Origin of the sequence: Azospirillum brasilense (assembly GCF_007827815.1) — a bacterium.
GTDB lineage: Bacteria > Pseudomonadota > Alphaproteobacteria > Azospirillales > Azospirillaceae > Azospirillum > Azospirillum brasilense_C.
The window spans coordinates 273,239-296,980 of sequence record NZ_VITH01000005.1 but is presented as its reverse complement, the minus strand read 5'-3'; the positions used below and the strand labels follow the sequence as shown (position 1 = coordinate 296,980).

Sequence of the window (23,742 nt, the reverse complement as noted above, 5' to 3'; positions counted from 1 at the left end):
CGGGCGCGAGCGGCTAGGATGCGGCCATCATGACCGACACCCCCACCACCCCCGTCAAATACCGGGCGATCCATCTGCAGGCCGGCCGCCAGCGGCGCGTCCTGCACGGCCACCCCTGGGTCTATTCCAACGAAGTCCAGATGGACACGGCGGCCAAGGCCATCCCGGCGGGCAGCCCGGTGCGCCTGCTGGACCCCGGCGGAAAACCGCTGGGCATCGCCACCTTCAACCCGCACACGCTGATCGCCGCGCGGATGCTCTCCGGCGACCCGGCGACGGTGGTCGACCACGCCTTCCTCGCCGGGCGGCTGCGGAGCGCGGTCGCGATGCGCGAGGCGCTGTTCGACCGGCCCTACTACCGCGTCGTGCACGCGGAGGCCGACGGGCTGCCGGGGCTGATCGTGGACCGCTATGGCGACGTGGTGACGGTGCAGGCCAACAGCGTCTTCATGGACCAGCGCATCGACGCCATCCTGGCCGCCATCGACGAGGTGCTGGCCCCGCGCGCGGTCATCCTGCGCAACGACAGCACCCAGCGCGCGCTGGAGGGTCTGCCCGAGGAAAGCCGGCTGGTGAAGGGCGAGATCGACGGCCCGATCCGACTGGAGGAGAATGGCGCCACCTTCTTCGCCGACCCGCTGGGCGGTCAGAAGACCGGCTGGTTCTACGACCAGCGCGACAACCGCGCCTTCATCGCCAAGCTGGCGAAGGGCAAGCGGGCCATCGATTTCTTCAGCTACAACGGCGGCTTCGGCGTGCTCTGCGCCGTCGAGGGCGCGTCGTCGGTGGTGTCGGTCGACCGCTCGCAGGGGGCGCTGGACAACGCCACCCGCGCCGCCGAGGCCAACGGTGTGGCCGACCGCTTCGAGGCGCGCCGCGCCGACGCCTTCAACGAGCTGGAACGGCTGAACGCCGAGGGCGAGACGTTCGAGGTCGTCATCGCCGACCCGCCGGCCTTCGTGAAGTCCAAGAAGGACCTCGCCGTCGGCTGCCGCGCCTACCGCAAGATGACCCGTCTGGCCGCGAAGATCACCGCGCCGGGCGGCTTCCTGCTCTGCGCGTCGTGCAGCCACAACGTCGACCCACCGACCTTCGCCGAGCAGGTCGCCCGCGGCCTGCACGACGCCGGGCGGACCGGGCGCATCCTGCGCAGCGCCGGGGCCGGGCCGGACCATCCGGTGCACCCGCATCTGCCCGAGTCGGCCTATCTCAAGGCCATCGTGATGCAGCTGGACTGAGGGCGACTCGCCACGAGGGCGCGACGATGGCGATGGTCGTCGTGCCTTCGTGGTGCCCCGTTCCCCTCGCGGCCGCTACGGGCGGCTGAACACCCCGACGACCTCGACGTGGGCCGACCACAGAAACTGGTCCACGGGGTAAACGCGGCTCAACGCGTACCCGCCGTCCACCAGCGTCCGGGCGTCGCGGGTGAAGGTCGCGGGGTTGCAGGACACCGCCACCACGCGGGGCACCTTCGAGCCGGCCAAGGCCTGCGCCTGGGCGGCGGCACCGGCGCGCGGCGGGTCGAAGACCACCGCGTCGAACCGTGCCAGTTCCTTCGCCGTCAGCGGACTCTCGAACAGGTCGCGCCGCTCCGTGGTCAGGCGCAGCGACCCGGCCGCCTTGTTCAGCGCGGCCAGCGCCGGGGCGTCCCCCTCCACCGCATGGACCGCCGCCCGCTGGGCCAGCGGGACCGCAAAGGTGCCCAGCCCGGCGAACAGGTCGGCGACCCGCTTCGGCTCCCCGATGGTGGCGAGGACGGCGGCGACCAGGGCGGCCTCCCCCTCGGCGCTCGCCTGGAGGAAGGCGCCGGGCGGCGGGGTAACCGGCAGGCCGGCGAAGGACACCGCCAGCGGACGGCGGTGGGCGATGGGTTCCGATGTGCCACGCTCATCGGCCTGCCAGGAGATGCGCGCCACCCGCTCCGCCTCGCCGAAGGCCACCAGCCGTTCCCGCGCCGCACGGTCCAGGCTGCGCGGGCCGACCAGCACGAGGTCGATCCCGCCCTCCAGCTCGGTGGCGATCACGTCGCAGCCGCCGCCGTCCGGCAGAACCGACAGCAGCAGCCCGCGCAACGGCTCCACGAGCGCGAACAGGCCGGGCCGCAGCACCGGACACTCCGCCAGATCGGTCAGCCGGTGGCTCATCCGCTCGTTGAAGCCGAGCCAGACGCGGCGCCCCCGCTTCAGCGCGGCGAAACGGGCGCGGCGGCGCGCGGCCGGCGGCGTCCGCGACAGCGGCTCCAGGGGCGTGTCGCCCAGCCCGACGCGGGCCAGCGCGCCCTGCACCAGCCCGACCTTCCAGGCGGCGTAGGCGGCGTCCTCCATATGCTGGAGCGTGCAGCCGCCGCAGGTTCCGAAATGGGAACAGGGCGGCGCCGCGCGTCCGGGGCCGGGCTCCAGGATCTCCAGCAGGTCGGCGCGCAGACCGTCTCCCTTGGCGTTGGCGGCCTCCTTCACGGCCACCCGCACGCGGTCGCCGGGGACGGTCAGCGGCACGAAGAGCTTGGCATCGTCGAAGCTGGCGATGCCGTCGCCACGGGCGCCGACCTCTGTGACGGTCACCTCGGCGGTGCGGGTAGCGGTGCGCGGTTCGCCGCTGCGGGGGGACGGGCGGTGTTTGGGGGCGGGTCGTTTCACGCGGTCACTCTCAGGACGGCCATCATGCCGGTCTCCTGATGCTCCAGAACATGGCAGTGGAGCATCCAGTCGCCGGCCTCTTCGGCCACGAAGGCGATCTCGGCCGTCTCACGGGGGCCGAGCAGGACGGTGTCGCGCCACTCGCGGTGTTCGGCCGGCCGTTGCGCGAGAGGACGCGGAAGGGAAAGCCGTGCAGGTGCATGGGGTGCCACCAGCCGGTCTCGTTGACAAAGGCCGTCACCTGCGTTTGACCGCGTTTGACGGTGATGAGCGGCTCCAGATGATGATGCTCCATGGATGAATGGCCTGGGGCGGCCACGCCGTTCAGCGCCCAGAAGGGGCCGCGCGGCCCGGCGTTCTTCGGCATGGCGCCGTGCATCCCGCCGTCCAGCACCACGTCCTGGCGGACGGCGCCGGCAAGGTCGGGCTCCGGCAGCGGGTTGGCGGCCAGCGCGATCGGGGCGTCCAGCGGCGAGTCGCGCAAGGGGGCCGCGCCGCTGTAGGTCAGCCGGGTCAGCCGGTAGGCCATGCGCGGGTAGAAGCCGTCGACCACGTCGAAGCCCTCGCCCGGCCTGCCGGCCATGTCGATCACGAGGTCGGCGCGCTGGCCGGGCGCCAGCACCACCCTGCCGTCCGGCGGGGCGTGCGGCGTCACCGGCTGGCCGTCGAGCGCGATCACCCGCGGCGCGTGCCCCTGGAAGTCGAGCGCGAAGACGCGGGCGTTCGCCGCGTTGATCAGGCGCAGGCGGACGCGCTCCCCGGCGCGGACCGGCACGCTGTCCCGCACCGCACCGTTGATGGTGACGGTGTTGCCGATGCGCCCGGCGTGGGTGGCGTCCATGGGATGGCCGAAACCGCCGGCCAGTTCCGCCTCATTCGTCAGGCGCCAGTCGCCGAGCAGCCAGAGCAGGTCGCGGTCAACGCGGATCGGCTCCCGTTCCTCCACGATGAAGGCGCCGGTCAGGCCGTGGGCCACCTGCACCCCGCTGTTGACGTGCGGGTGGTACCAGAAGGTGCCGGCATCCTTCAGCGGGAACTCGTAGTCGAACCGCCCGCCCGCCGGCACCGGCGGTTGCGACAGGCCGGGCACCCCGTCCATGGCGTTGGGGACGCGCAGGCCGTGCCAGTGGATGGTCGTCGGCTCCGGCAGGCCGTTGGCGAAGGCGATGCGCGCCGTGTCGCCCTGCCGGAAGCGCAACTCCGGCCCCGGAATCCGCCCGTCATAGGCCCAGACCGCCGTGTCGGGAAAGCCCGCCCCCGCCAGATTGGCACGGGCCGGACCGGCCGACAGGCTGACCACCCTCCCCTCCCCCACCGCCGCCCCCATCGCCGCCCAGGCCGCGTGCGGCAGCAGGCCGGCCCCGGCCAGCAGGGCGGAACCGGTCAGCAGGGTGCGGCGGTCGAGGGACAGGGGCGGCACGGCGTCCTCACGCGTAGCGGGACAGGGCGTCGCGCAGGTCGGCCGGCACCGGGGTCGGGCGGTGGCTGTCCTTGTCGACGATGACGCAAACGGCCTCCTGCACAGCGATGCAGCGGTCGCCGTCGAAGATCGCGGCCCCCAACACCACGGAGGTGTTGCCGACCTTCGCCACCCGCGCGCCGACGCGGATGTCCGCCGGGAACAGCAGCTCCGCCTTGTAGTCGATGACGCTGCGCGCCAGCACCACAGTCCAGGGGGACTCGGCGCGGAAACCGCCGCAATCATGGACCAGCGACACGCGCAGCTGCTCGAAATACACGCCGATGGCGTTGTTGTTGACGTGGCCGAGCGCGTCGAGGTCGGCGAAGCGCACATGCTCCGCGATCCAGAAACGGTAGAGGTCGGGGCGGGTCGGATCGGTCATGGTCGCCTGTCGGATGATGGTTCGGGCCGAATGTGGCCGGTGGCGCGGGCCGGGGCAAGCCCGGGCATGACGGTCATTCCCCGCACCGTCCCGATTTGCCGCGCCAACCCGGGCGGGGCGGTGTTATAGGAGTCGCACCATAACACCCGCAACGGACCGCAAGATGAGCAAGGACAGCACCAACCAGACGGCCGAGGCCCTCTTCGAAAAGGCCCTGTCGGTCGCCGAGAAGCATCTCGAGGCGGCGATCAAGGAAGGCGGGGTTCTCGGCCCCTACATCGCCGTCGCGATGATCGAGGCCGCCGTGAACACCGCCGTGGACGAGACCAGCCACGAGGACGTCATCGACATGCTGCGCGATCTGGCCGCCCAGATCGAGGCGGACGCGGACGAGAGCGAAGAATAAGGCCTGCCGCCGTCACGCGGGGTCCGGCTGCCGGCGCGCTTCGCGCCGGCGCAGGATTTCGTAGACGACGGCGCCCAGGATGGTCAGCGCGATCAGGATCAGCGACAGCGCGTTGACCGCGGGCGTCAGGCCCGTGCGCACCTTCGAGGCGATGTAGACCGTCAGCGTGGTGTCCAGCCCACGGACGAACAGCGTCGTGTTGTAGTTCTCGAAGCTCTGCAGGAAGGCCAGGAAGGACGCCGACAGTATGGCCGGCGTCAGATAGGGCAGTGTGATCCGCCGGAACACCTGCCCGTGGGTGGCGCCCAGATCCAGCGCCGCCTCCTCCAGCGTCTGATCGAACCGTTGCAGCCGCGCCAGGAACAGCAGCATCGCGTAGGCCGCGATGAAGCTGGACTGCGCCAGGATGGTCAGGAACAGGCCGCCGGTCACCCCGAACCACTCCCGCCAGAAGACCAGCGTGGAGATGCCGACGATCACCCCCGGCGTCAGCAGCGGCGACACCATCACGGCGTAGAGGAAGGTCCGCGCCCGGCTGTGCAGCCGGTCGAGCAGCAGCGCCGCCGCCAAGCCCAGCGGCACCGCCACCGTGATCACCCCCGCCCCGACCAGCAGGCTGGTCCCCAGCGCCTGCCACATGCGCTGGTCGGCCCACAGGGCGCCGAACCATTGCAGCGTGAAGCCCATCCAGGGGGTGACGGTCGGGAAGCGGCTGCTGTTGAAGGTCGCCGCCGCCATGATCCCCAGCGGCAGGAACAGATAGCCGAAGAACAGGACCAGATAAGCCCCGGTGACCCAGCGGCGGAAGGTGGCGGCGGTCATGTCGCGATACCCGTCACTTGGCGATGTCGGTGAGGCCGACGCGGAACAGCCGCATCATCAGCAGGATGAAGGCGACGCACAGGATCAGCAGGATGAAGGCGTAGGCCGCCCCCTGGTTCCAGTTCCCGCCCTCGAAGAACCAGTTGTAGATGACCTCGGTGAACCAGCGGCTCTGCGGTCCGCCGAGCAGGGCCGGCACGGCGTAGCTGCCCGCCGCCAGCATGAAGGTCATGATGCAGCCGACCGCGATGCCCGGCTTGGCGTGGGGGATGACGATGCGGCGGTGGATGCGCAGCCATCCCGCCCCCAGGTCGCGCGCCGCCTCGATCTGGTTGCGGTCCAGCGACTCCATGGCGTTCATGATCGGGAACACCATGAAGAGGATGTAGACGTAGACCATCCCGATGATCACCCCAGTATCGCCGCCGAGCAGCCGCTGCGGCTCCGAGAAAAGGCCGAGCCCGACCAGGAGCGCGTTCAGCGGCCCGTTGAAGGCCAGGATGATGTACCAGGCGAAGGTGCGCAGCAGCTCGTTGATCCAGAAGGGCACGACGAGCATCAACACGAGCAGCGGCAGGCGCCGCCGCGGCGCCACCTGCGCCATGTAGAAGGCGACGGGGTAACAGACGGCCAGCGTCACCGCGGTGACGAGGCTGCTCGCCCAGATCGTCTTGAGGAAGATCGCCAGATGGATCTGGTTGGTCCACAGCGTCGCGTAGTTGCGCAGCGTGTAGACGTCCTCCGGCCCGCCGGCCTTGCTGGGCGGCAGCGACGGGCGGAAGGAAAAGTCCACCATCAGCAATTGCGGCAGCACGACCAGCAGCAGCAGCCACACGGCCACCGCCAGCAGGATCGCCGCGGTCAACACCGGACCGTACCGGCGCAGCACGCCGCCCATGACCACTCCCTCAACCCGCCGATATACTAGGATCGAAAGCCTCTCATGACCGCGGGCCGGAGCGCAAGCGAGGCCATGTCCCGTCCAATAACCACAACTTTATTGCCTTTTTTCGAGGCTTGGACTGTGCCCATAGTGGGGACATGCGTGCATGGCGGACATCCGGGGTGATGAGGGAAGCCACAGCGTGGGTCGCCGCGCTGGTGCTGGTCTTCCACGCCCTGGTCATGGCCACCCACGTCCCGGCGCCGCTGGCCAAGGTCCTGGCGGAGTCAGTGCCGTTCGCCATGGCCGGCTCGATCTGCCATTCTGGCGCCGCCCCCGACGTCTCCGCCACACAGCACTCCGACCATGGCCCGGTTCCGGACGGCACGCCGGGCCACGTCACCTATTGCCCGATCTGCCTGTCGCTGGGCGGCGGGTCCCTGCTGGGTCCGGCCGTGGCGCCGGCCCCGCTGCCGCCGGCCGGGATCGTGCTGGCCGCCGTTCCGCGGCCCGCGGACGACGAGGCCGGGGCCGGCCGCGCCCCGCGCGCCTTCTCCGCCCGGGCGCCTCCGGTGGGTGTCTGACCGAGTTCCCTCGCAGACACGCACGCATCCACAGGCGCGGACCTGCGGCTGAACGGCCTTTTCCGACACGCGACCGCTTTCTCCTTCCGTCTCCCCGTCGTCGCTGACGGTTGCCCCCACCCTGACCCTCCCCCGCTTCGCAGGGGAGGGGACTACCACTGCTTCGCGCAAGGCACCCTCTCCCGCGGAGCGGGGGAGGGCCGGGGTGGGGGCCGCTGCGGAAACGGAAACGCCGTCGGTCGGAACCAAGGCCTTGCGGCCCCATCCGGCGCCTGTGCACACACCGGAGAGTTCCCATGATCCGCAACACCCACGGCGCCCTGCTGGCCGCCGCCGTCCTCGCCTGCCTGCCCGGTCTTCTTCCCGGTTCCGCCGCCCTCGCCCACACCACGCTGGAGACCAAGCAGGCCCCGGCCGCCAGCACCTACAAGGGCGTGCTGCGCGTCGGCCATGGCTGCGGCGCCTCCCCCACCGTCGCCCTGCGCGTGCAGATCCCGGAGGGCGTCATCGCGGTGAAGCCGATGCCCAAGCCCGGCTGGACCCTGACGACGAAGGAGGGCCAATACGCCAAGGCCTATGATTACTACGGCGAGTCGCTGAGCAAGGGCGTCACCGAGATCGCCTGGACCGGCGGCTCGCTGCCCGACGCCCATTACGACGAGTTCGTCTTCCGCGCCCGCCTGCCGGACGCCGCGCCCGGCACCGTGGTCTATTTTCCCGTGGTGCAGGAATGCGAGACGGGCGTGCACCGCTGGATCGAGATCCCGGAACCGGGCAAGACCGACCACGATTACAAGGAGCCGGCCCCCGGCGTCACCCTGACCGCCAAGCCGTAAGAAAAGGAAAAACGCATGCGCCGGCTGGTCGTGGGGTGGATCGCCGCCCTGATGCTGCTGTCCCTGTCCGCGCCGGCCCTGGCGCATGCCGTGCTGGTCGAGAGCGCCCCGGAGGACGGGGCGCGTCTCGACAGCCCGCCCGCCGAGGCCGCGCTGCGCTTCAACGAGCCGGTGCGGCTGGTGTCGGTGACGCTGATCGGTCCCGGCGGGGTGGCCCTTCCCCTGCCCGCCCCGGCCGCCGGGGACGGGGCGCTGCGCGTCCCGCTGCCCGGCGGGCTGGCGGTGGGGACCCACATCCTCAGCTACCGCGTCAGCTCGGCGGACGGTCACCCGGTCGCCGGATCGCTCCTGTTCGGGATCGGTGCGGAACCGGAACGACCGGCGGAGCTGGGTGGCGCGACGCCGCCGGCCACGCTGCTGGCCGCCGCCGCGGTCCGGGCGCTCCATTACGGAAGCCTGCTCGTCGCGGTGGGTGGCGGGCTGTTCCTGGTGCTGGTGGCGGGGCGGTGGAGTCCGCTGAACCGCCGCCTGCGCCCCGGCCTGTGCCTGGGTGTCGGCGTCGCCGCCCTGGTGGCGCTGCTGAACGCCGGGCTGGCCGGCGCGGTTCTGGAAGGGGCGCCGCTGTCCGCCCTGGCCAGCGCCTCGCCCTGGACCGCCGGCCTGACCAGCACGGCGGGGCCGAGCGCCCTTCTCGCCCTGCTCAGCCTGATCGCCGCCGCCCTGGGGCTGGCGCTGGAAGACCGCGGGACGGCGGGTCGCGTGCTGCTGGTCATTGGGGCGGTCGGGGCGGCGCTGGCATTGGCCGCCACCGGCCACGCCGCGACCGCGGAGCCACGCTGGCTCAGCGTGCCGCTGGTCGCCTTGCACGGTCTGGCGGTGGCTTTCTGGATCGGCGGCTTCTGGCCGCTGGCCGTGCTGCTGCGGACGGAGCCGCCGGCCGAGTCGCTGCGGCTGGTCCGGCGCTTCTCCGCCATCGCGGTTCCGGCGGTGGCGGTGCTTCTGCTCGCCGGGGCGGGGCTGAGCGTCCTGCAGATCGCCGACCCGCGCACCATCCTGACCACCGCCTATGGGCAGATCTGGACCGGCAAGATCGTCGGCGCGCTGGCCCTGCTGGCCCTGGCCGCCGTCAACCGCTGGCGGCTGACCCCACGGCTGGAGACCATGGGCGCCGAGGGGGCGGTCCGGCTGCGCGCCAGCGTCCACACCGAGATGGTGGTGGCGGGGCTGGTCATCCTGTTCACCGCCGGGCTGGGCACCACCCCGCCGCCGCGCACCCAGGCCCCGCCGGTCTTCGCCGAGAAGCCGGCGGGCTTCAGCACCGCGGTCGTGGCGCGCGGGCGCACCGCCATCGTGACGGTGACCCCGGCGACGCCGGGAGCGAACCGCGTCGAGATGCGCCTGACGGGACCCGACGGCGCGCCGCTCGACGCGCTGGAGGTGTCGGCGGAGCTGGCCCTGCCCGCCGCCGGGATCGAGGGCATCACCCGCCCCCTGTCCAAGCTGGCGCCCGGCGTCTACGCGGCGGACGGGGTGGCCCTGCCGGTGGCCGGGTCCTGGTCGGTGCGGCTCGATGCTCTGGTCAGCGACTTCGAAAAGGTGCCCTTCCGCGCAACCGTGCCAATCGGGCGCTGAACCCGGTCAAACCGGCGCGTCCGGCAGCACCACGGCGTCCTCCGCCCGGAAGGCGAGGCGGGCGGGCTCGCCGGGGGTCAGCGGCGGCTCGTCGCCGAGATGCGGGACCTGGACGGTGAGGCCGCCCTCCAGGAAGGCGTTGATGAAGGCGCCCTCGAAATCCCGGTGGGTGACCCGCGCCTCCAGCGCGTTCTCCGCCCCCACCCCCGCCGCCATGCGCTCCGGCCGGACGAACAGGGTGGCGCGGTCGCCGGGCGACAGGCGGCGCGGGTTGCGTCCGATCAGACGGCCGCGGGGCGTGTCCAGAGCGGCCAAGCCCCCCGCCGACTCGGCGACGGTGCCGGGAAAGCGGTTGTTCTCCCCCACGAAGGACGCGACGAAGGCGGTTTCCGGGTGGTCGTAGATGGCCCGGCCGTCGCCCACCTGCTCCAGAACGCCCTTGGACATCACGCCGATCCGGTCGGACATGGTCAGCGCCTCGCCCTGGTCGTGGGTGATGTAGATGAAGGTCACGCCGGTCCGCTTCTGCAGGTCGCGCAGCTCGGCGCGCATGTGCTGGCGCAGCTTCAGGTCCAGCGCCGACAACGGCTCGTCCAGCAGCAGGACGGCGGGCTCCACGGCCAGCGCGCGGGCGATGGCGATGCGCTGGCGCTGGCCGCCCGACAGCTCCGTCACCTTCTTCTCCGCAGCGTCCGGCAGGGCCACGAGGTCGAGCAGCTTGCGCACCCGCCCCTGCCGCTCCGCCGAGGGCACGCCGCGCACCTCCAGCCCGAAGCCGATGTTCTCCGCCACCGTCATCAGCGGAAAGAGGGCGAGGTTCTGGAAGATCAGCGCGGTCGGTCGCTTGTTCGGGCCGATGCCGCGCATGTCGCGGCCGCCGATGCGGATGGTGCCCTCCGTCGGCTCCATGAAGCCGGAGACCATGCGCAGGATGGTGGTCTTCCCGCAGCCCGACGGGCCGAGGAAGCTGAAGAATTCCCCCGCCCCGACCGTCAGCGACACGTCGCGGACGGCGGCGACGGAACCGAACCGCATGGTGACGGACTCGAGCTGAACGTCCTGACTCATAGGCACCTGATTATGGAATGCTGGAAATCCCCGGTTGGGACGCCGCCCTTAACCCTCTCCCCTCCGGGGAGAGGGTGGCCCGGAGGGCCGGTGAGGGGGTTGCGCTCGTGCCGGACGTGGCGCCATGCACAACCCCCTCACCCTAACCCTCTCCCCAGGGGGGAGAGGGGACAATCGGGACGGGAGAGGGTCGCACTCACGCGGCCAGGAAGCGGTCCTGGTACTCGTTGCGGATGGAGACGTACCAGGCTTCCTGGATCGGCCACCACCACAGCTTCTGCAGCGCGTCGCCCGGATAGGCGTCGGCGAAGAACTGCTTGTTCAGGTCGGACAGATGCGCCTCCGCTCCGACCGCCGTGCTGGAGATGCCGGAGTGGTTGGTGTAGAGGGCGCCCGCCTGCGGCGTGTAGAACCAGTTGATCCAGGCGTAGGCCTGCTCCAGGTTCGCCGCCTTGGCCGGGATCGCGAAACCCTCCATCCAGGCCAGCGCGCCTTCCTTCGGCGCCAGGAAGCGGATCGGCAGCCCCTCCTTGCGCAGGGCGACCGCGGACGAATCCCAGGTCTGGCCGATGACGCAACCGTTGGTGCGGAAGGCGCCCTGGGCCTCGTTCTCGTTCGACCAGAACTGGCCGATGGCCTTCTTGTTGGCGGCGGCGACCTGAAGGATCGCGTCGAAATTGGCGCGCGCCTTCGCCTCGTCCTTGAACTGCTCGCGGATCGGGTGGGGCAGCTTGCCCTGGCCTTCCAGCCACAGGCCGATGCCGATCAGGCCGGAATGGCCGCGCACCGTCACCTTGCCGGCGTGCTCGGGCTTCCACAGGTCGCCGTAGCTGGCGGTGCCGTAGGTCAGCGGCGCCTTGGCCTGATCGTAGGCGATGGCCTCGGTCCCCCAGTCGGCGGGGGCGAAGAAGCGCTTGCCGCCGACCACGCCGCCCATGGCGGCGGAACCCTCGACCGCCGACTTCAGGCAGCCGTCCCACTTGACCTTCGACTCGTCCAGCGGCTGGACCAGCTCGAACTCCACGTAGTTCGGCACGCGGTCCACCGTCGGGTGGATGATGTCGAAGCCGGCGCCGCCGGTGGCCTTGAGCTGGTTCAGCAGCTCGTCGTTGGTGCCGTATTCGGTCAGGGTGGCCTTGATGCCGGTCTTCTTCTCGAAGTCGGCCAGCATGTCCGGGCTGATGTAGCCGGCCCAGGAGAAGATCTTGACGCTGCCCGACGCGGCACGGCCCTCGCGCAGGATGAAGGGGCCGACCGCGGCGACGCCCGCGGCGGCGGCGGTCCCCTGGAGCAGCAGGCGGCGGGTAAAGCCCTTGGCGGCGCGCTGCGTCTCGGCGCTGGAGCGCTGTTCCAGGCTGGTGGTTTCCGGAACCTTGGTCATGGCACCTGCTCTCCCCTTTTCTTATTGGCCCGAATTCATGCTGGCTGTGCCCATCGCGGGGCCGGCCGCGGAACCGGTCCTGCCGGACTCCGCCGCAGCGGCAACTGTGCCGCGATATCCGGGCGCCGTCCATGGCTCAAGCGGGAGTGGGCGCAAACTTCATCGACCTGTAACGGCCCGCTCAGCTCTCCAGCATGCGGCGGAGAAGCTCGACGTCCTCGGCGAAGGCGGGGTCGGTGGTGCGCAGCTCCTCCACCTTCTTCACCGCGTGCATCACGGTGGTGTGGTCGCGCCCGCCGAACTTGCGCCCGATCTCCGGCAGGGAGCGGGCGGTGAGCTGCTTGGCGAGGTACATGGCGACCTGCCGCGGGCGGGCCACGGCGCGGGCGCGGCGGGCCGAATGCATGTCGGCGACGCGGATGTTGAAATGCTCCGCCACCCGCTTCTGGATCTCGTCGATGGTGACGCGGCGGTCGTTGGCGCGCAGCAGGTCGTGCAGCACCTCCTGCGTCGATTCCAGCGAGATGGCCCGGCCGACCAGCTCGGCGTGGGCGACGATGCGGTTCAACGCCCCTTCCAGCTCGCGCACGTTGGACGTGATCTTGTGGGCGAGGAACTCCAGCACTTTCAGCGGGATGGCCGCGTTCAACGCGTCCGCCTTGGCTTGCAGGATGCCCAGCCGCAGCTCGTAGGTGGTCGGGTGGATGTCGGCGACGAGGCCCCAGCCGAGGCGGGAGCGCAGCCGCTCCTCCATGCCTTCCAGGTCGGACGGGCTCTTGTCGGCGGAGATGATGACCTGACGGTTCTGGTCCACCAGCGCGTTGAAGGTGTGGAAGAACTCTTCCTGGGTGCTGTCCTTGCCGCTGATGAACTGCACGTCGTCGATCATCAGCACGTCCACCGAGCGGAACTGCTGCTTGAAGGCCATGGTGTCCTTGAAGCGCAACGCACGGATGAACTGGTACATGAACTTTTCCGCCGACAGGTAGATCACCTTGCGGTTCGGATCGTTCCGCCGGATCTGCCAGGCGATGGCGTGCATCAGGTGCGTCTTGCCGAGCCCGACCCCGCCGTAGAGGAACAGCGGGTTGAAGGTGACCGAGGTGGCGTCGGCGACGCGCCGGGCGGCGGCGTGGGCCAGCTCGTTCGGCTTGCCCACCACGAAATTCTCGAAGGTGAAGCGCGGGTCCAGCGGCGCGGAGATGTCGGTCCGGTCCTCCAGCACCGAGGCGACCGCCGTGGGCGATTCGTCCGACGCGAAGGAGGGCGGCCCCGCCGAATAGGACGAGCCGATGTAGGAATTGGCACCATAGGAGGCGGCACCATAGGACGCGGACTGGTTAAGCGCCGCGGCCCGCGGGGCGGGCGGCGGGAGAACCGGGCCGCCGCCGGCACCGTCGGCCGGAGCGGGATCGCGCGACGGCTCGCCCGCGTCCTCCTCCGGCATCAGCATGGATGGGGCGTTGGCCGAGGCGACCACGACGTCGATGGACAGGACGTCCGGGTTCTCGCCGGCCCACAGGTTGCGGATGCGGTCGGCGTAGTGGGTCAGCACCCAGTCGCGCATGAAGCGGGTGGGCACGACGATGCGCACCTCCCCGCCGCGGATTCCGGCGAAGGAAAGCGGCTGCAGCCAGCTGCGGTAGGCGATCTCGCCCACCTCGTCCTTGAGGCGGCCCCGGATGCGGGCCCACTGCTGATCCAACGACGCGCCGACCGACATGCTTCCCCTACCCCGCTCCTTTCCCCCCGGACGGCCCCGCGCCGCAGGGGGCACCATCCCGCCCGACCGAACCCGGACCGCTTAACGCAAGTCCTTTAACTTAGGCGTCCTGCCTTCAAAACGTTCCTCTCCTGAAGACTCCAACGGTGGATGCCTCCCAACTGGACGGCAATACTATCCCTTCGGCGAAGTTGGACTCCGCCTTTGCCACGTCGAGTTTTAAGAAAAGCATCGCTCCAGGAGCAACGGGTCGAGTCGAGCTTCTTGAGCGTCCCGCAACCTTGCCCGCGGCTTTGAACGTCTCCGTCCCTCAGCGAACGGCGCGTGACGTCAAAGACGACATCGGTGCGTCATTCCCAACGGAAGGAAAGTCTAATCAGCCGCCCTCGCCGTGGCAATAGGACAGAAAGCGAACGGTCCGGACTGCGGCAAAAATCACGCAGCGATTCCGAAACCCGCCCCTGTCTTCACCAAAGACCAGGACCACTGGAGGCGACTCGCCATCCAACAGCCGCGATCCCCTGCCCCACCGGAGTTCTGCCGGAGGACTCGGAAAGAACGGAGACTGTACTTATCAAAAACGCAAAAAGCCGCGCCCAGACCTGGTGCGCGGCTTTATAACGCCGAGTAAACTCAGAGAGCCTTGATGCGGGCCGACAGGCGCGACAGCTTGCGCGACACGGTGTTCTTGTGCAGAACGCCCTTGGAGGCTCCACGCATCATTTCCGGCTGCGCGGCCTTGAAAGCCTCAGCGGCTTCAGCCTTGTTGCCGGACGAGATCGCCGTCTCGACCTTCTTCACGAAGGTGCGGATACGGCTGACGCGGTTACGGTTGATCTCCGTACGACGCGCGGTTTGACGAATGCGCTTTTCAGCAGACTTATGATTGGCCATGAAAACCCTACTCCGGACGACACGCCTGTCCCAGTGCGAGGGGGCCTTATACGCTCCAGCCGAATGAGAGTCAAGGCACCGTCCAACACTGTTTTTCGGCAAAGGAAAGATTACGAGATCTTGACGGATTTCTGGTCCTCCCCCGCTAGATACGGGGGAGGAGTCGGGGGATGTCAGCGATGCTTCCAATCCGGCTGACGCTTCTCGGCGAAGGCGGCCATGCCTTCCTTCTGGTCTTCGACGGCGAACGTGGCGTGGAAGATTCGGCGCTCGACCCGGATGCCCTCGGACATGGTGGTCTCGTAGGCGGCGTTGACGGCGTCCTTGGCCATCATGACGACCGGGCGCGAGAGCTTGGCGATCTTCTCGGCGACCCGCACCGCCTCGTCCACCAGATCCACCGCGGGCACGACGCGGCTGACGAGGCCGGCGCGCTCGGCCTCGGCGGCGTCCATCAGGCGGCCGGTCAGGCACATCTCCATGGCCTTGGACTTGCCGACGAAGCGGGTCAGGCGCTGCGTGCCGCCGGCGCCGGGGATGGTGCCGATGGTGATCTCCGGCTGGCCGAACTTGGCGGTGTCGGCGGCCAGGATGAAGTCGGCCATCATCGCCAGCTCGCAGCCGCCGCCCAGCGCGTAGCCGGCGACCGCGGCGATGGTCGGCTTGCGGCACTTGGCCAGCCGCTCCCACTTGGCGGTGATGAAGTTGGCCTTGTAGACGTCCATGTAGGAGAAGTTCTGCATCTCCTTGATGTCGGCGCCGGCGGCGAAGGCCTTCTCCGAACCCGTGACCACGATGGCGCCGACGGAGTCGTCGGCCTCCAGCGCGTCCAGCGCCTGGCCCAGCTCGGTCACCAGCAGGTCGGACAGCGCGTTCAGCGCCTTGGGCCGGTTCAGCGTGACGAGCCCGACCGGTCCGCGGGTTTCGACGAGAATGGTTTCGTACGGCATGATGCAGCAGGCTCCCGTGGTTTGCCCCCTCGCTCCGGGCGGGGGTGCTTCTGGTTTGCTCTTGGTCTCTTTTTGGAGGGTCAGCGCGGAATCAGCGAGAAGCGGACCACCGTGGCCGCCGCCTTCGCGGCGGAGACGGCGGCGCGGGCCGGCTCGACGAATTCCAGGCGCAGCTCCTCGCCCTCCCGCAGGAAGCTGGCGCTGCCGCCCGCCCGTTGCGGGGCGCGGCTCCAGCCGAGCTGCGGCATGGTCTGGTTGTAGAAGGACAGGACCGCGTTGCGGTCCATGGCGCCCGCCATGACGGACTGCGCGATGCGTCCGGCGGGCTTGTCGAAGACCAGCGGCGCCTCCTCGGCGGGGGCGAGGCCCGGCATGACCGGCACGTCTCCCATGCCTTCGACGTAACGGGCAGAATCGGCACGGGCGGAGTCGGCACGGGCGGGGTCTGCCGCCCAGGCCGACGAGGTTGCGGGCAAAGGAACCCCGGCCAGACCCGCAAGGGCGGGGCCGGCGAGGAGGAGGGCGGCGAGCGTCGCCCTCGCGGTGGCCGATGGAGCCGTCATACCTTCCACCTATATCAACGCTGGCGTTGCGGACAATAGAAAGTCGAACGGCCCGCCTGGACGATCCGGCGGACGCCCCCGGTCTTCGCCACGTCGCAGCTGCAGCCCGGGCAGGGCGCGCCCTCGCGGTCGTAGACCGAGAACTGGTGCTGGAAATAGCCGAGTTCCCCCGACGCCTGCCGGTAGTCGCGCAAGGACGATCCCCCCGCGGCGATGGCCCGCTCCAGCACCGCGCGGATCGCCGTGGCCAGCCGCTCCGCCTTGGCGCCGGTCACCGTGGCGGCGATGCGCGTGGGGCTGAGGCGGGCGAGGAACAGCGCCTCCGACACGTAGATGTTGCCGAGCCCGGCGACCACGCTCTGGTCCAGCAGGGCGGCCTTGATGCTGGTCATCCGCCCGACCAGCCGCGTGGCCAGCACCGGTCCGGAGAATTCGTTGCCCAGCGGCTCCGGCCCGAGGCCGCGCAGCAGCCGGTGCTCGGCGAGGGTCTCCGCCATGGCGAGGTCCATCAGGCCGAAGCGGCGGGCGTCGTTGAAGGTCACCACCGTCCCGGCGTCGGTCTCCAGCACGACATGGTCGTGGGCGCCCCAGGCGTCGGGACGCTCCGGCGTGATGATCATGCGGCCCGACATGCCGAGATGGGCGATCAGCACCGTCCCGTCGTCGAGATGGACCAGGATGTACTTGGCGCGGCGGCGCACCGACTCGACGCGGCGGCCGGTCAGCCGCTCGCAGAAGCCGTCCGGAAAGGGAACGCGCAGGTTGGCGCGGCGCTGGAGCACCTGGACCAGGGTCCGCCCCTCCAGATGGGGGGCGAGGCCGCGGCAGACGGTTTCGACTTCGGGAAGTTCGGGCATGATGGCAAGGAGGATGGTGGGAAGCGCCGGTTGACGCAAGGGGCGCCTTCAGCCCCCCAAACCGTCCACCAGCTTCCGCAAGGCCCGCGCCACCGCCTCCGCCGGGCCGGACCAGTCGCCGCTCCGGGTCTGGCGGAACAGGCGGGCAGTCGGGTACCAGGGGCTGTCGTCCCGTTCCATCAGCCAGCGCCAGTCCGGCGGGTGCGGGAGCACGACCCACACCGGCACCCCCAGCGCCCCGGCCAGATGGGCCGGACCGGTGCAGGAGGAGATGACGAGGTCGAGGTTGGCCATGATCGCCGCGGTGTCGGCGACGTCGGCGATGTCCGGCCCCAGGTCGGTGAAGGAGGACGGCAGGTCCATCCCCTCCAGATCCTCCCGCCCCGGCCCCTTCTGCAGCGCGAAGAAACGCACGCCCGCCACTTCCAGCACCGGCCGCAGCCCGGCCAGCCGGGGCGAGCGCTGGGCGTCGCCGTGGAAGGACGGGTTGCCCGCCCAGACCAGCCCGACCCGCAGCCCCGGTTCACCCGTCGGTTGCCCGTCCGCCAGCCGTTCGCCCGCCAGCCGCTCAGACCAGGCGGCGGCGCGTTGCGGATCGGGGTGCAGATAGGGCACGCGGGCGGGAATCGACTCCAGGCTCGGGCAGAACAGGCGGGCCAAGCTCATCAGCGGGATCTGGACGTCGGTGCCGGGCAGGCCGCCCACCCCCGGAAAGTCGGGCGCCCGCGGGATCACCGTCACCCGCCCCGGGTCGGTGTTGCGCTCCAGCAGGGACAGCAGCGGGCCGTGCGCCTCCAGATAGACGTGCGCCGGTCCGGCCCGCAGAACCGCGTCGAGGAAGCGGACGAACTGGATGGTGTCGCCCAGCCCCTGTTCGGCGTGGATCAGGATGGTCCGCCCCGTCAGGTCCGCCCCGTCCCACAGCGGCTGGCGGAAGGGCCGGCGCTGCCCGGCCAGGGCCTCGCTCCGCCAGCGCCACTCGTATTCGGCCCAGCCGGCGGCGTAATCGCCCAGCCGCAGCAGCAGATGCGCCAGATTCCAATGGGCGACGACCAGGTGCGGCGCCGCGCGGAGCGCGCCGCGGAAGGCCGCCTCCGCGTCCCGCGGGCGGTCGAGATGCACCAGGGCGTCGCCGCGGACGACCCAGGCCTCGCCCAGATCGGGGGCCAGCCGCAGCGCCCGGTCGGCCAGCCGCAGGGCCTGCCCGCAATCCTTCTGGACAATCAGCGCGCCAAGGTTGGACAGGGACGGCGCGTGCGCCGGATCGCAGGCCAGCGCCGCGCGCGCGGCCAACGCCGCCTCCGCCCGCCGGCCCTGGGCGGCCAGCGCCAGCCCCAGCTTGGCGTGGGCCTCCGCCTCCTGCGGGGCCAGGGCGCGGGCGCGGCGGGCCAGCCGCTCCGCCGCCGCCGCGTCGCCGCCTTCGACGCCGCCGTCGAGCCGGCCCAGCGACAGGTTCCACAGCGCCAGGGCCTCCGCCGGCAGGACGGCGAGAATCCCGCGCAGCAGCCGGGCGGCCTCCACCGCCCGCCCGTCGCGGTAGAGGGCGGCGGCGTGGGCGGAGAGGAGCGGCACGCCCACCGCCTCCGCCACCGGGCGGGTGAGCCGCGCCACCGCCCGCCCGATCTCCCCCCGCTCCAGAAGCGCCCGGCCCTCCCGCGCCACCGCCCGGTCGGCGAGGTAGCGCGCCTCCAGGCTGTCGGGCTGGAGCGTCAGGAGCCGTTCCAGCGCCAGCAGCGACTCGTCGTGCCGCCCGACGCCGCGGCAGGCCAGGGCGAGCTGGAACAGCGCCGCCGCGTGGTCGGGCTGGAGCGCCAACGTCCGCCGCAGGGCGGCCACCGCACCCTCCCCATCCTCCAGAATCAGCCGGACGCGGGCGAGGTCGTAGCGCAGGCCCGGGTTGTCGGGGACCAGACCGATCGCCCCGACGAACAGCGCCGCCGCCAGTTTCGGCCGGTCCGTCTGGCCGTAGAGCACGCCCAGCAGATGCAGCGCGGTCGCCTGATGGGGATCGGCGTCGAGGATGCGGCCATAGAGGATCTCGGCCTCGGCCAGACGGCCGGACTCGTGATGGTCGAAGGCGATGGCCAGGGCTTCCGCGATTGTCGCCATGTGTCCGCGTGTGTCCGCGCTGGATGGTAGAGGGTGCGAAGGGTAGCAGACCTACGGGAAAAGGGCGCGCAGCCGGTCGGCCACCGCCTCCAGCGGCGCCCGCCAGTCCCCCGCCGCCGTCTGCCGGAACAGGCGGGCCGAGGGGTACCAGGGCGAGTCGTCCCGGCCGACCAGCCAGCGCCAGTCCGCCGCGTGGGCGAGCAGCACCCAGACCGGATGGCCCAGCGCGCCGGCGAGGTGGGCGGTGGCGTTGTCGATGGTGACGACGAGGTCGGTGGCGGTGATCTGCGCGGCCAGCCCCTCCAGGTCGTCCTTGCGGTCCAGCCCGGACGGCAGCGCGACGGCGACGCCGTCGGCCGCCAGCGCGGCCACCTCATCCGACCAGTCGCCGTATTGCAGGACGACCATGTCGGCGCCCGCCGCGTCCAGCCGGCGGGCCAGTTCGGCCAGCGGCACGTTGCGCAGGCGTCCCCATTTCGGGTTGGTGGTGTGCCACGCGATGCCGACCAGGGGACGCCGGCCGGTCCGCCGAAGCGCCGGTGCCCGCGCCGGATCGGGCGCCAGGATCGGACGGAGCCGGCGGAAATCCTCCTCGGCGCGCAGCAGCAGGCGCGGCAGGCTGCCCGACGGGATCTGCGCGGCGATGTCCGGGGCCGACAGGCGCGGGTCCGGCTGCGGACCGCGCGGCACCACCTCCACCCCCGGCAGCGCGCGGGCGAACAGCGGTGCCAGCCGGGCGTCGCACTCCAGCAGGCAACCCGCCAAAGCCCCTGTTGATGATTGCATCTCATCTGTTGACGATTGCGTCAAAAAAGGGAGCAGCGTGGCGAACATCAGCTCGTCGCCCACCCCCTGCTCCCCCCAGACGAGCAGCCGTCCGCCGCCCAACGGCTGCCCGCTCCACAGCGGCTGCGGGAAGCGCCCGACGGTGCGGCACCAGGGCTCGGCGGTCCAGCGGTCCTCCCAGGCGTCCCAGCCCTCGGCGAAACGCCCGAGCGCCAGCAGCGCCGCGGCCCGCACCAGCCGCGCGTCGGCCAGGGCGGGATCGCGGGCGAGCGCCGCCTCCGCCTCGGCCAGCGCCGCCGCCGGGTCGCCGCAGAGCGCGTGGGCGTCGGCAAGGTTGTTGCGGATGGCCGCCGAGTCCGGCTGGAGCGCCGCCGCCCGCCGCAGGATGCCCCGCGCGCCCTCCGCATCGCCCTGCCCCTTGAGCACGTTGGCCCGGTTGTTCCACAGGGCACCGTCGGCGGGGTCCAGCGCCAGACCGCGCTCATAAGCGTTGCGGGCGGCGGGCAGCGCGCCACGGTCCTTCCACCGCGCGCCCAGCCGGTTCCACAGCACCGCCCGTTCCGGGTCGAGCCGCAGGGCGCGGCGCAGGTCGGCCTCCGCGGTGTCGGGCCGCAGGGCCAGCGCCCCCAGCAGAGCGGCGTCGTCCGGCACCAGCAGCGCGGCGATCCGCCGCTGGGCCAGCGCCTCCTCCACGCGGCCCAACGCATCCAGCGCCTCGGCGTGGTTGATGCGCGGATCGGCCAGCCCCGGCCGGAGGGCCACCGCCGCGCGCAGCGCCTGTTCCGCCGGGGCCGGATCACCGGCGGCCAGTCGGCGCAGCGCGAAATTGTTGAGAAGCGCCACCCGCTCCGGATCGAGGGCGGCGGCGCGGAACAGCGCCTCCGCCGCCGCGCCGAAGCGGCCCAGCGCTTCCAGCAGGCTGGCGTGGTTGGCGTGCAGGTCGGGCTGGGAGCCGTCGCTCGCGATGGCCTGCCCGACCAGCGCGCATCCCTCCTCCAGCCGCCCGCACTGGGCGAGGAGAAGGCCGCGCAGATGCAGGGCCGGCGGGTGGCCGGGAACGGCGTCGAGGATCTGCCCGTAGACCGAGTCGGCCTCGGCGAAGCGCCCCTCCCGCTGGAGGTCGAAGGCGATCAGCAGGGCTTCCTGCAGCGTGGCCATGGTCCCCCGTCCGTCCGCCGTCATCCACTGGCATCGTCCACCGGCCGGCACGGTGGCGAAGCCGGGGCGCGGGGTCAAGCCCGCAAAAACCGCGCGCCGGGGGTGCGTCACGGCAACGCCCCGGCTGGCGCAAGCCCAGGTCGCGCGCTATGTTGCGCGCCATGACCGATCCGCGCACCCCCTCCGCCCCGTCCCAGCCCGCAGCTCCGGCCCAGGCCACCGGCGTGTCCGCCGGGGCCGAAGGGAACTGGTTCGGCTACCGCCCCGTCGATCCCGACGCCAAGTCCGGCCTCGTCCGCGCCGTCTTCGACAGCGTGGCCGGGCGCTACGACCTGATGAACGACCTGATGTCGGGCGGCATCCACCGGCTGTGGAAGGACACGCTGATGGAGATGGTGGCGCCGCGCGCCGACATGACCCTGCTCGACGTGGCGGGCGGCACCGGCGACATCGCCTTCCGCTTCCTGGAGCGCGGCGGCGGGCGGGCCGTGGTCTGCGACATCACCGAGTCGATGGTCCGCGTCGGGCGCGACCGCTCCTACGACCGGAACCTGCTGACCGGCGTGGACTGGACCGTCGGCGACGCCGAAAGGCTGCCCATCGCCTCCCGTTCGGTGGACGCCTACACCATTGCGTTCGGCCTGCGCAACGTCACGCGCATCGACGCCGCGCTTTCCGAGGCGCGCCGCGTGTTGAAGCCCGGCGGAAAGTTCTTCTGCCTGGAGTTCAGCCACGTGGTCCTTCCGGTCCTGCGCGAGATCTACGACGTCTATTCCTTCCAGGTCCTGCCGCGGCTCGGCCGCGTGGTGGCCGGGGACGAGGACAGCTACCGCTATCTGGCGGAGAGCATCCGCCGCTTCCCCGAGCAGCAGGCGATGGTCAAGCGCATCGAGGCCGCGGGCTTCGGCGCGGTGCGCGTGCGCAACCTGACGGGCGGCATCGCCGCCATCCATTCCGGCTGGCGGATCTGACCGGATGCTGTTCCGGACCGCCCGAAACATCGGCCGCCTCTTCGTGATCGGCCGCACGCTGGCGCGTTACAACGCGCTGCCGGAAACGCTGCCGCAGACCGCCCCCGGCTTCGCCCTGTTCTGGCGCTGGGTCGGCAACGCCAAGGAGCCGGGCCGCGTCGGCCAGCGGCTGGCCCGCGCGCTGGCCGACCTGGGGCCGACCTACATCAAGCTGGGGCAGCTGCTGTCCACCCGCTCCGACCTCGTCGGCGAGCGGATGGCGCTGGATCTGGCCGAGCTTCAGGACAAGCTGCCGCCCTTCCCAGGATCGCAGGCCCGCACCATCGTCGAGGAGGAGCTGGGCGCCCCGATCAACAAGCTGTTCCGCAGCTTCGACGAGGTGCCGGTCGCCGCCGCCTCCATCGCGCAGGTGCATTTCGCGGTCACCGCCGACGGGCGGGAGGTCGCGGTGAAGGTGCTGCGGCCGGGCATCGAGAACGCCTTCGAGCGGGACATCGACCTGTTCTACTGGCTGGCCGAGCTGGCCGTCGCGGTCATGCCCAAGCTGAAGCGGTTGCGCCCGCGCGAGGTGGTGGACACCTTCGCCCGCACCTCCCGCCTGGAGATGGAGCTGCGGATGGAAGCCGCGGCGGCGTCGGAGCTGGGCGACAACTTCAAGGACGACCCCACCTTCAACGTCCCGACCATCGACTGGGACCGCACGGCGCGCCGCGTCCTGACGCTGGAGCGCATCCGCGGCTTCAAGGTGGACGAATCGGAAAGGCTCGACGCCGCCGGCTACGACCGCGACGAGATCCTGGCCAAGGCCTCGGCCAGCTTCTTCAACCAAGTGTTCCGCGACGGCTTCTTCCACGCCGACCTGCATCCGGGCAACCTGTTCGTCACCCAGGACGGCAACATCACCGCCGTCGATTTCGGCATCATGGGCCGGCTCGACCGGGCGACGCGGACCTACCTCGCCGACATGCTCATCGGCTTCCTGACCGGCGACTACCGCCGCGTCGCGGTGGTTCATTTCGAGGCGGGCTACGTCCCCCGCCACCAGTCGATCGAGGTCTTCACCCAGGCCTGCCGCGCCATCGGCGAGCCGTTGCAGAACAAGCCGCTGAGCGAGATTTCCGTCGGCCGGCTGCTCGCCCAGCTCTTCGCGGTGACCGAGCAGTTCGAGATGGAGACTCAGCCGCAGCTCCTCCTGCTCCAGAAGAGCATGCTGACGGCGGAGGGGGTGGGCCGCATCCTGAACCCCGACATCAACATGTGGGAACTGGCGCGCCCGCTGATCGAGGATTGGATGCGGGAGAACCGCGGGCCGGAAGCCCAGATCCTCGACGATCTGGAGGCCATGGTGTCGACGGTGCGCCGTCTGCCCCGGCTGGTGAACCAGGCCGAACGCGCCGCCGCCGAACTGGCCGACGGCGGTCTGCGCCTGCACCCCCACTCGATCAAGCACATGCTCGACCGCTGGGTGGAGCGCCGGATCAGCGAGCGCGTCGCCCTGTGGATCATCGTCGTCCTGCTGACGGTGATCGCGGTGAAGGTGCTGTAAGGTCTTTTCGGCGGCGCGCGGAAGGGGTGCGGCGACGTGCCCCTCCCCCTTGGGCGTCGTTGACCCCGCCGCCGCCCGGCCGGACACTGG

20 protein-coding genes and 1 pseudogene are annotated in these 23,742 nt (G+C 71.1%); 7 read left to right on the top strand and 14 right to left on the bottom strand.

Annotated features, from left to right (window positions below):
• Positions 1-29: 29 nt before the first annotated feature.
• Positions 30-1,238 carry a class I SAM-dependent rRNA methyltransferase gene (locus FBZ83_RS12600; protein ID WP_145683029.1) on the top strand — a complete coding sequence of 403 codons (1,209 nt, stop codon included), beginning with the start codon at positions 30-32 and terminating at the stop codon, positions 1,236-1,238.
• Between the two features lie 75 nt (positions 1,239-1,313).
• On the opposite strand, the gene FBZ83_RS12595 is transcribed toward FBZ83_RS12600, so the two are convergent.
• The 3 genes and pseudogenes from FBZ83_RS12595 to FBZ83_RS12585 form a co-directional block, all read right to left on the bottom strand.
• Positions 1,314-2,639 carry a class I SAM-dependent RNA methyltransferase gene (locus tag FBZ83_RS12595; protein ID WP_145683026.1) on the bottom strand — a complete coding sequence of 442 codons (1,326 nt, stop codon included), beginning with the start codon at positions 2,637-2,639 and terminating at the stop codon, positions 1,314-1,316.
• Positions 2,636-3,966: pseudogene (locus FBZ83_RS31925) on the bottom strand (multicopper oxidase family protein). Before FBZ83_RS31925 ends, FBZ83_RS12595 begins: the two are co-directional and overlap by 4 nt.
• A 100-nt stretch (positions 3,967-4,066) precedes the next feature.
• Positions 4,067-4,483, bottom strand: coding sequence for an acyl-CoA thioesterase (locus FBZ83_RS12585; protein WP_145683023.1), 417 nt, complete (start codon positions 4,481-4,483; stop codon positions 4,067-4,069).
• A gap of 163 nt (positions 4,484-4,646) precedes the next feature.
• Between FBZ83_RS12585 and FBZ83_RS12580 the strand changes: the two genes are divergently transcribed.
• On the top strand, positions 4,647-4,889 hold the full coding sequence (locus tag FBZ83_RS12580; RefSeq protein WP_035670021.1) for a hypothetical protein: 243 nt from the start codon (positions 4,647-4,649) through the stop codon (positions 4,887-4,889).
• 12 nt (positions 4,890-4,901) lie between these two features.
• On the opposite strand, the gene FBZ83_RS12575 is transcribed toward FBZ83_RS12580, so the two are convergent.
• The gene (locus tag FBZ83_RS12575) at positions 4,902-5,711 is read right to left on the bottom strand and encodes an ABC transporter permease (protein ID WP_145683017.1); all 810 of its coding nucleotides are present in this window, start codon (positions 5,709-5,711) and stop codon (positions 4,902-4,904) included.
• 13 nt (positions 5,712-5,724) lie between these two features.
• The gene (locus FBZ83_RS12570; protein WP_145683014.1) at positions 5,725-6,609 is read right to left on the bottom strand and encodes an ABC transporter permease; all 885 of its coding nucleotides are present in this window, start codon (positions 6,607-6,609) and stop codon (positions 5,725-5,727) included.
• Positions 6,610-6,779: 170 nt separating this feature from the next.
• On the opposite strand from FBZ83_RS12570, the gene FBZ83_RS12565 reads away from it, so the two are divergent.
• From FBZ83_RS12565 to FBZ83_RS12555, 3 genes are all read left to right on the top strand, one after another.
• Entirely contained in the window at positions 6,780-7,178 is a 399-nt protein-coding gene (locus FBZ83_RS12565) for a DUF2946 family protein (RefSeq protein WP_186466053.1), read from the top strand.
• A 296-nt stretch (positions 7,179-7,474) separates the two neighbouring features.
• Entirely contained in the window at positions 7,475-8,014 is a 540-nt protein-coding gene (locus tag FBZ83_RS12560) for a YcnI family copper-binding membrane protein (protein ID WP_145683008.1), read from the top strand.
• Between the two features lie 15 nt (positions 8,015-8,029).
• Entirely contained in the window at positions 8,030-9,646 is a 1,617-nt protein-coding gene (locus FBZ83_RS12555; protein WP_145683006.1) for a FixH family protein, read from the top strand.
• A gap of 6 nt (positions 9,647-9,652) precedes the next feature.
• On the opposite strand, the gene FBZ83_RS12550 is transcribed toward FBZ83_RS12555, so the two are convergent.
• The 9 genes from FBZ83_RS12550 to FBZ83_RS12510 form a co-directional block, all read right to left on the bottom strand.
• Complete coding sequence (locus FBZ83_RS12550; protein WP_145683005.1) at positions 9,653-10,714, bottom strand: ABC transporter ATP-binding protein; 1,062 nt, start codon at positions 10,712-10,714, stop codon at positions 9,653-9,655.
• 196 nt (positions 10,715-10,910) lie between these two features.
• A complete protein-coding gene (locus tag FBZ83_RS12545; RefSeq protein WP_186466052.1) occupies positions 10,911-12,095 on the bottom strand; it encodes an extracellular solute-binding protein in 1,185 nt (394 codons plus the stop codon).
• A gap of 181 nt (positions 12,096-12,276) precedes the next feature.
• Complete coding sequence (gene dnaA / locus FBZ83_RS12540) at positions 12,277-13,818, bottom strand: chromosomal replication initiator protein DnaA (protein WP_145683003.1); 1,542 nt, start codon at positions 13,816-13,818, stop codon at positions 12,277-12,279.
• A 633-nt stretch (positions 13,819-14,451) separates the two neighbouring features.
• Positions 14,452-14,712 (bottom strand): 30S ribosomal protein S20, encoded by a 261-nt coding sequence (rpsT, locus tag FBZ83_RS12535; RefSeq protein WP_014238814.1) that lies wholly within the window; start codon positions 14,710-14,712, stop codon positions 14,452-14,454.
• A gap of 173 nt (positions 14,713-14,885) precedes the next feature.
• On the bottom strand, positions 14,886-15,662 hold the full coding sequence (locus tag FBZ83_RS12530; protein WP_014238815.1) for an enoyl-CoA hydratase: 777 nt from the start codon (positions 15,660-15,662) through the stop codon (positions 14,886-14,888).
• A gap of 80 nt (positions 15,663-15,742) precedes the next feature.
• Positions 15,743-16,225, bottom strand: coding sequence for a hypothetical protein (locus FBZ83_RS12525; protein ID WP_145683001.1), 483 nt, complete (start codon positions 16,223-16,225; stop codon positions 15,743-15,745).
• A 14-nt stretch (positions 16,226-16,239) separates the two neighbouring features.
• Positions 16,240-17,082: a bifunctional DNA-formamidopyrimidine glycosylase/DNA-(apurinic or apyrimidinic site) lyase gene (mutM, locus tag FBZ83_RS12520; protein WP_145683535.1), complete on the bottom strand. Its 843-nt coding sequence runs from the start codon at positions 17,080-17,082 to the stop codon at positions 16,240-16,242.
• A 48-nt stretch (positions 17,083-17,130) separates the two neighbouring features.
• Positions 17,131-19,191 carry a tetratricopeptide repeat protein gene (locus FBZ83_RS12515; protein WP_145682999.1) on the bottom strand — a complete coding sequence of 687 codons (2,061 nt, stop codon included), beginning with the start codon at positions 19,189-19,191 and terminating at the stop codon, positions 17,131-17,133.
• A gap of 51 nt (positions 19,192-19,242) precedes the next feature.
• The gene (locus tag FBZ83_RS12510; protein WP_145682997.1) at positions 19,243-21,135 is read right to left on the bottom strand and encodes a tetratricopeptide repeat protein; all 1,893 of its coding nucleotides are present in this window, start codon (positions 21,133-21,135) and stop codon (positions 19,243-19,245) included.
• Between the two features lie 161 nt (positions 21,136-21,296).
• Between FBZ83_RS12510 and FBZ83_RS12505 the strand changes: the two genes are divergently transcribed.
• Together FBZ83_RS12505 and ubiB are read left to right on the top strand one after the other, a co-directional pair.
• Positions 21,297-22,106, top strand: coding sequence for a class I SAM-dependent methyltransferase (locus FBZ83_RS12505; RefSeq protein WP_247883174.1), 810 nt, complete (start codon positions 21,297-21,299; stop codon positions 22,104-22,106).
• A 4-nt stretch (positions 22,107-22,110) separates the two neighbouring features.
• On the top strand, positions 22,111-23,652 hold the full coding sequence (ubiB, locus tag FBZ83_RS12500; protein WP_247888276.1) for a 2-polyprenylphenol 6-hydroxylase: 1,542 nt from the start codon (positions 22,111-22,113) through the stop codon (positions 23,650-23,652).
• Positions 23,653-23,742: the final 90 nt, after the last annotated feature.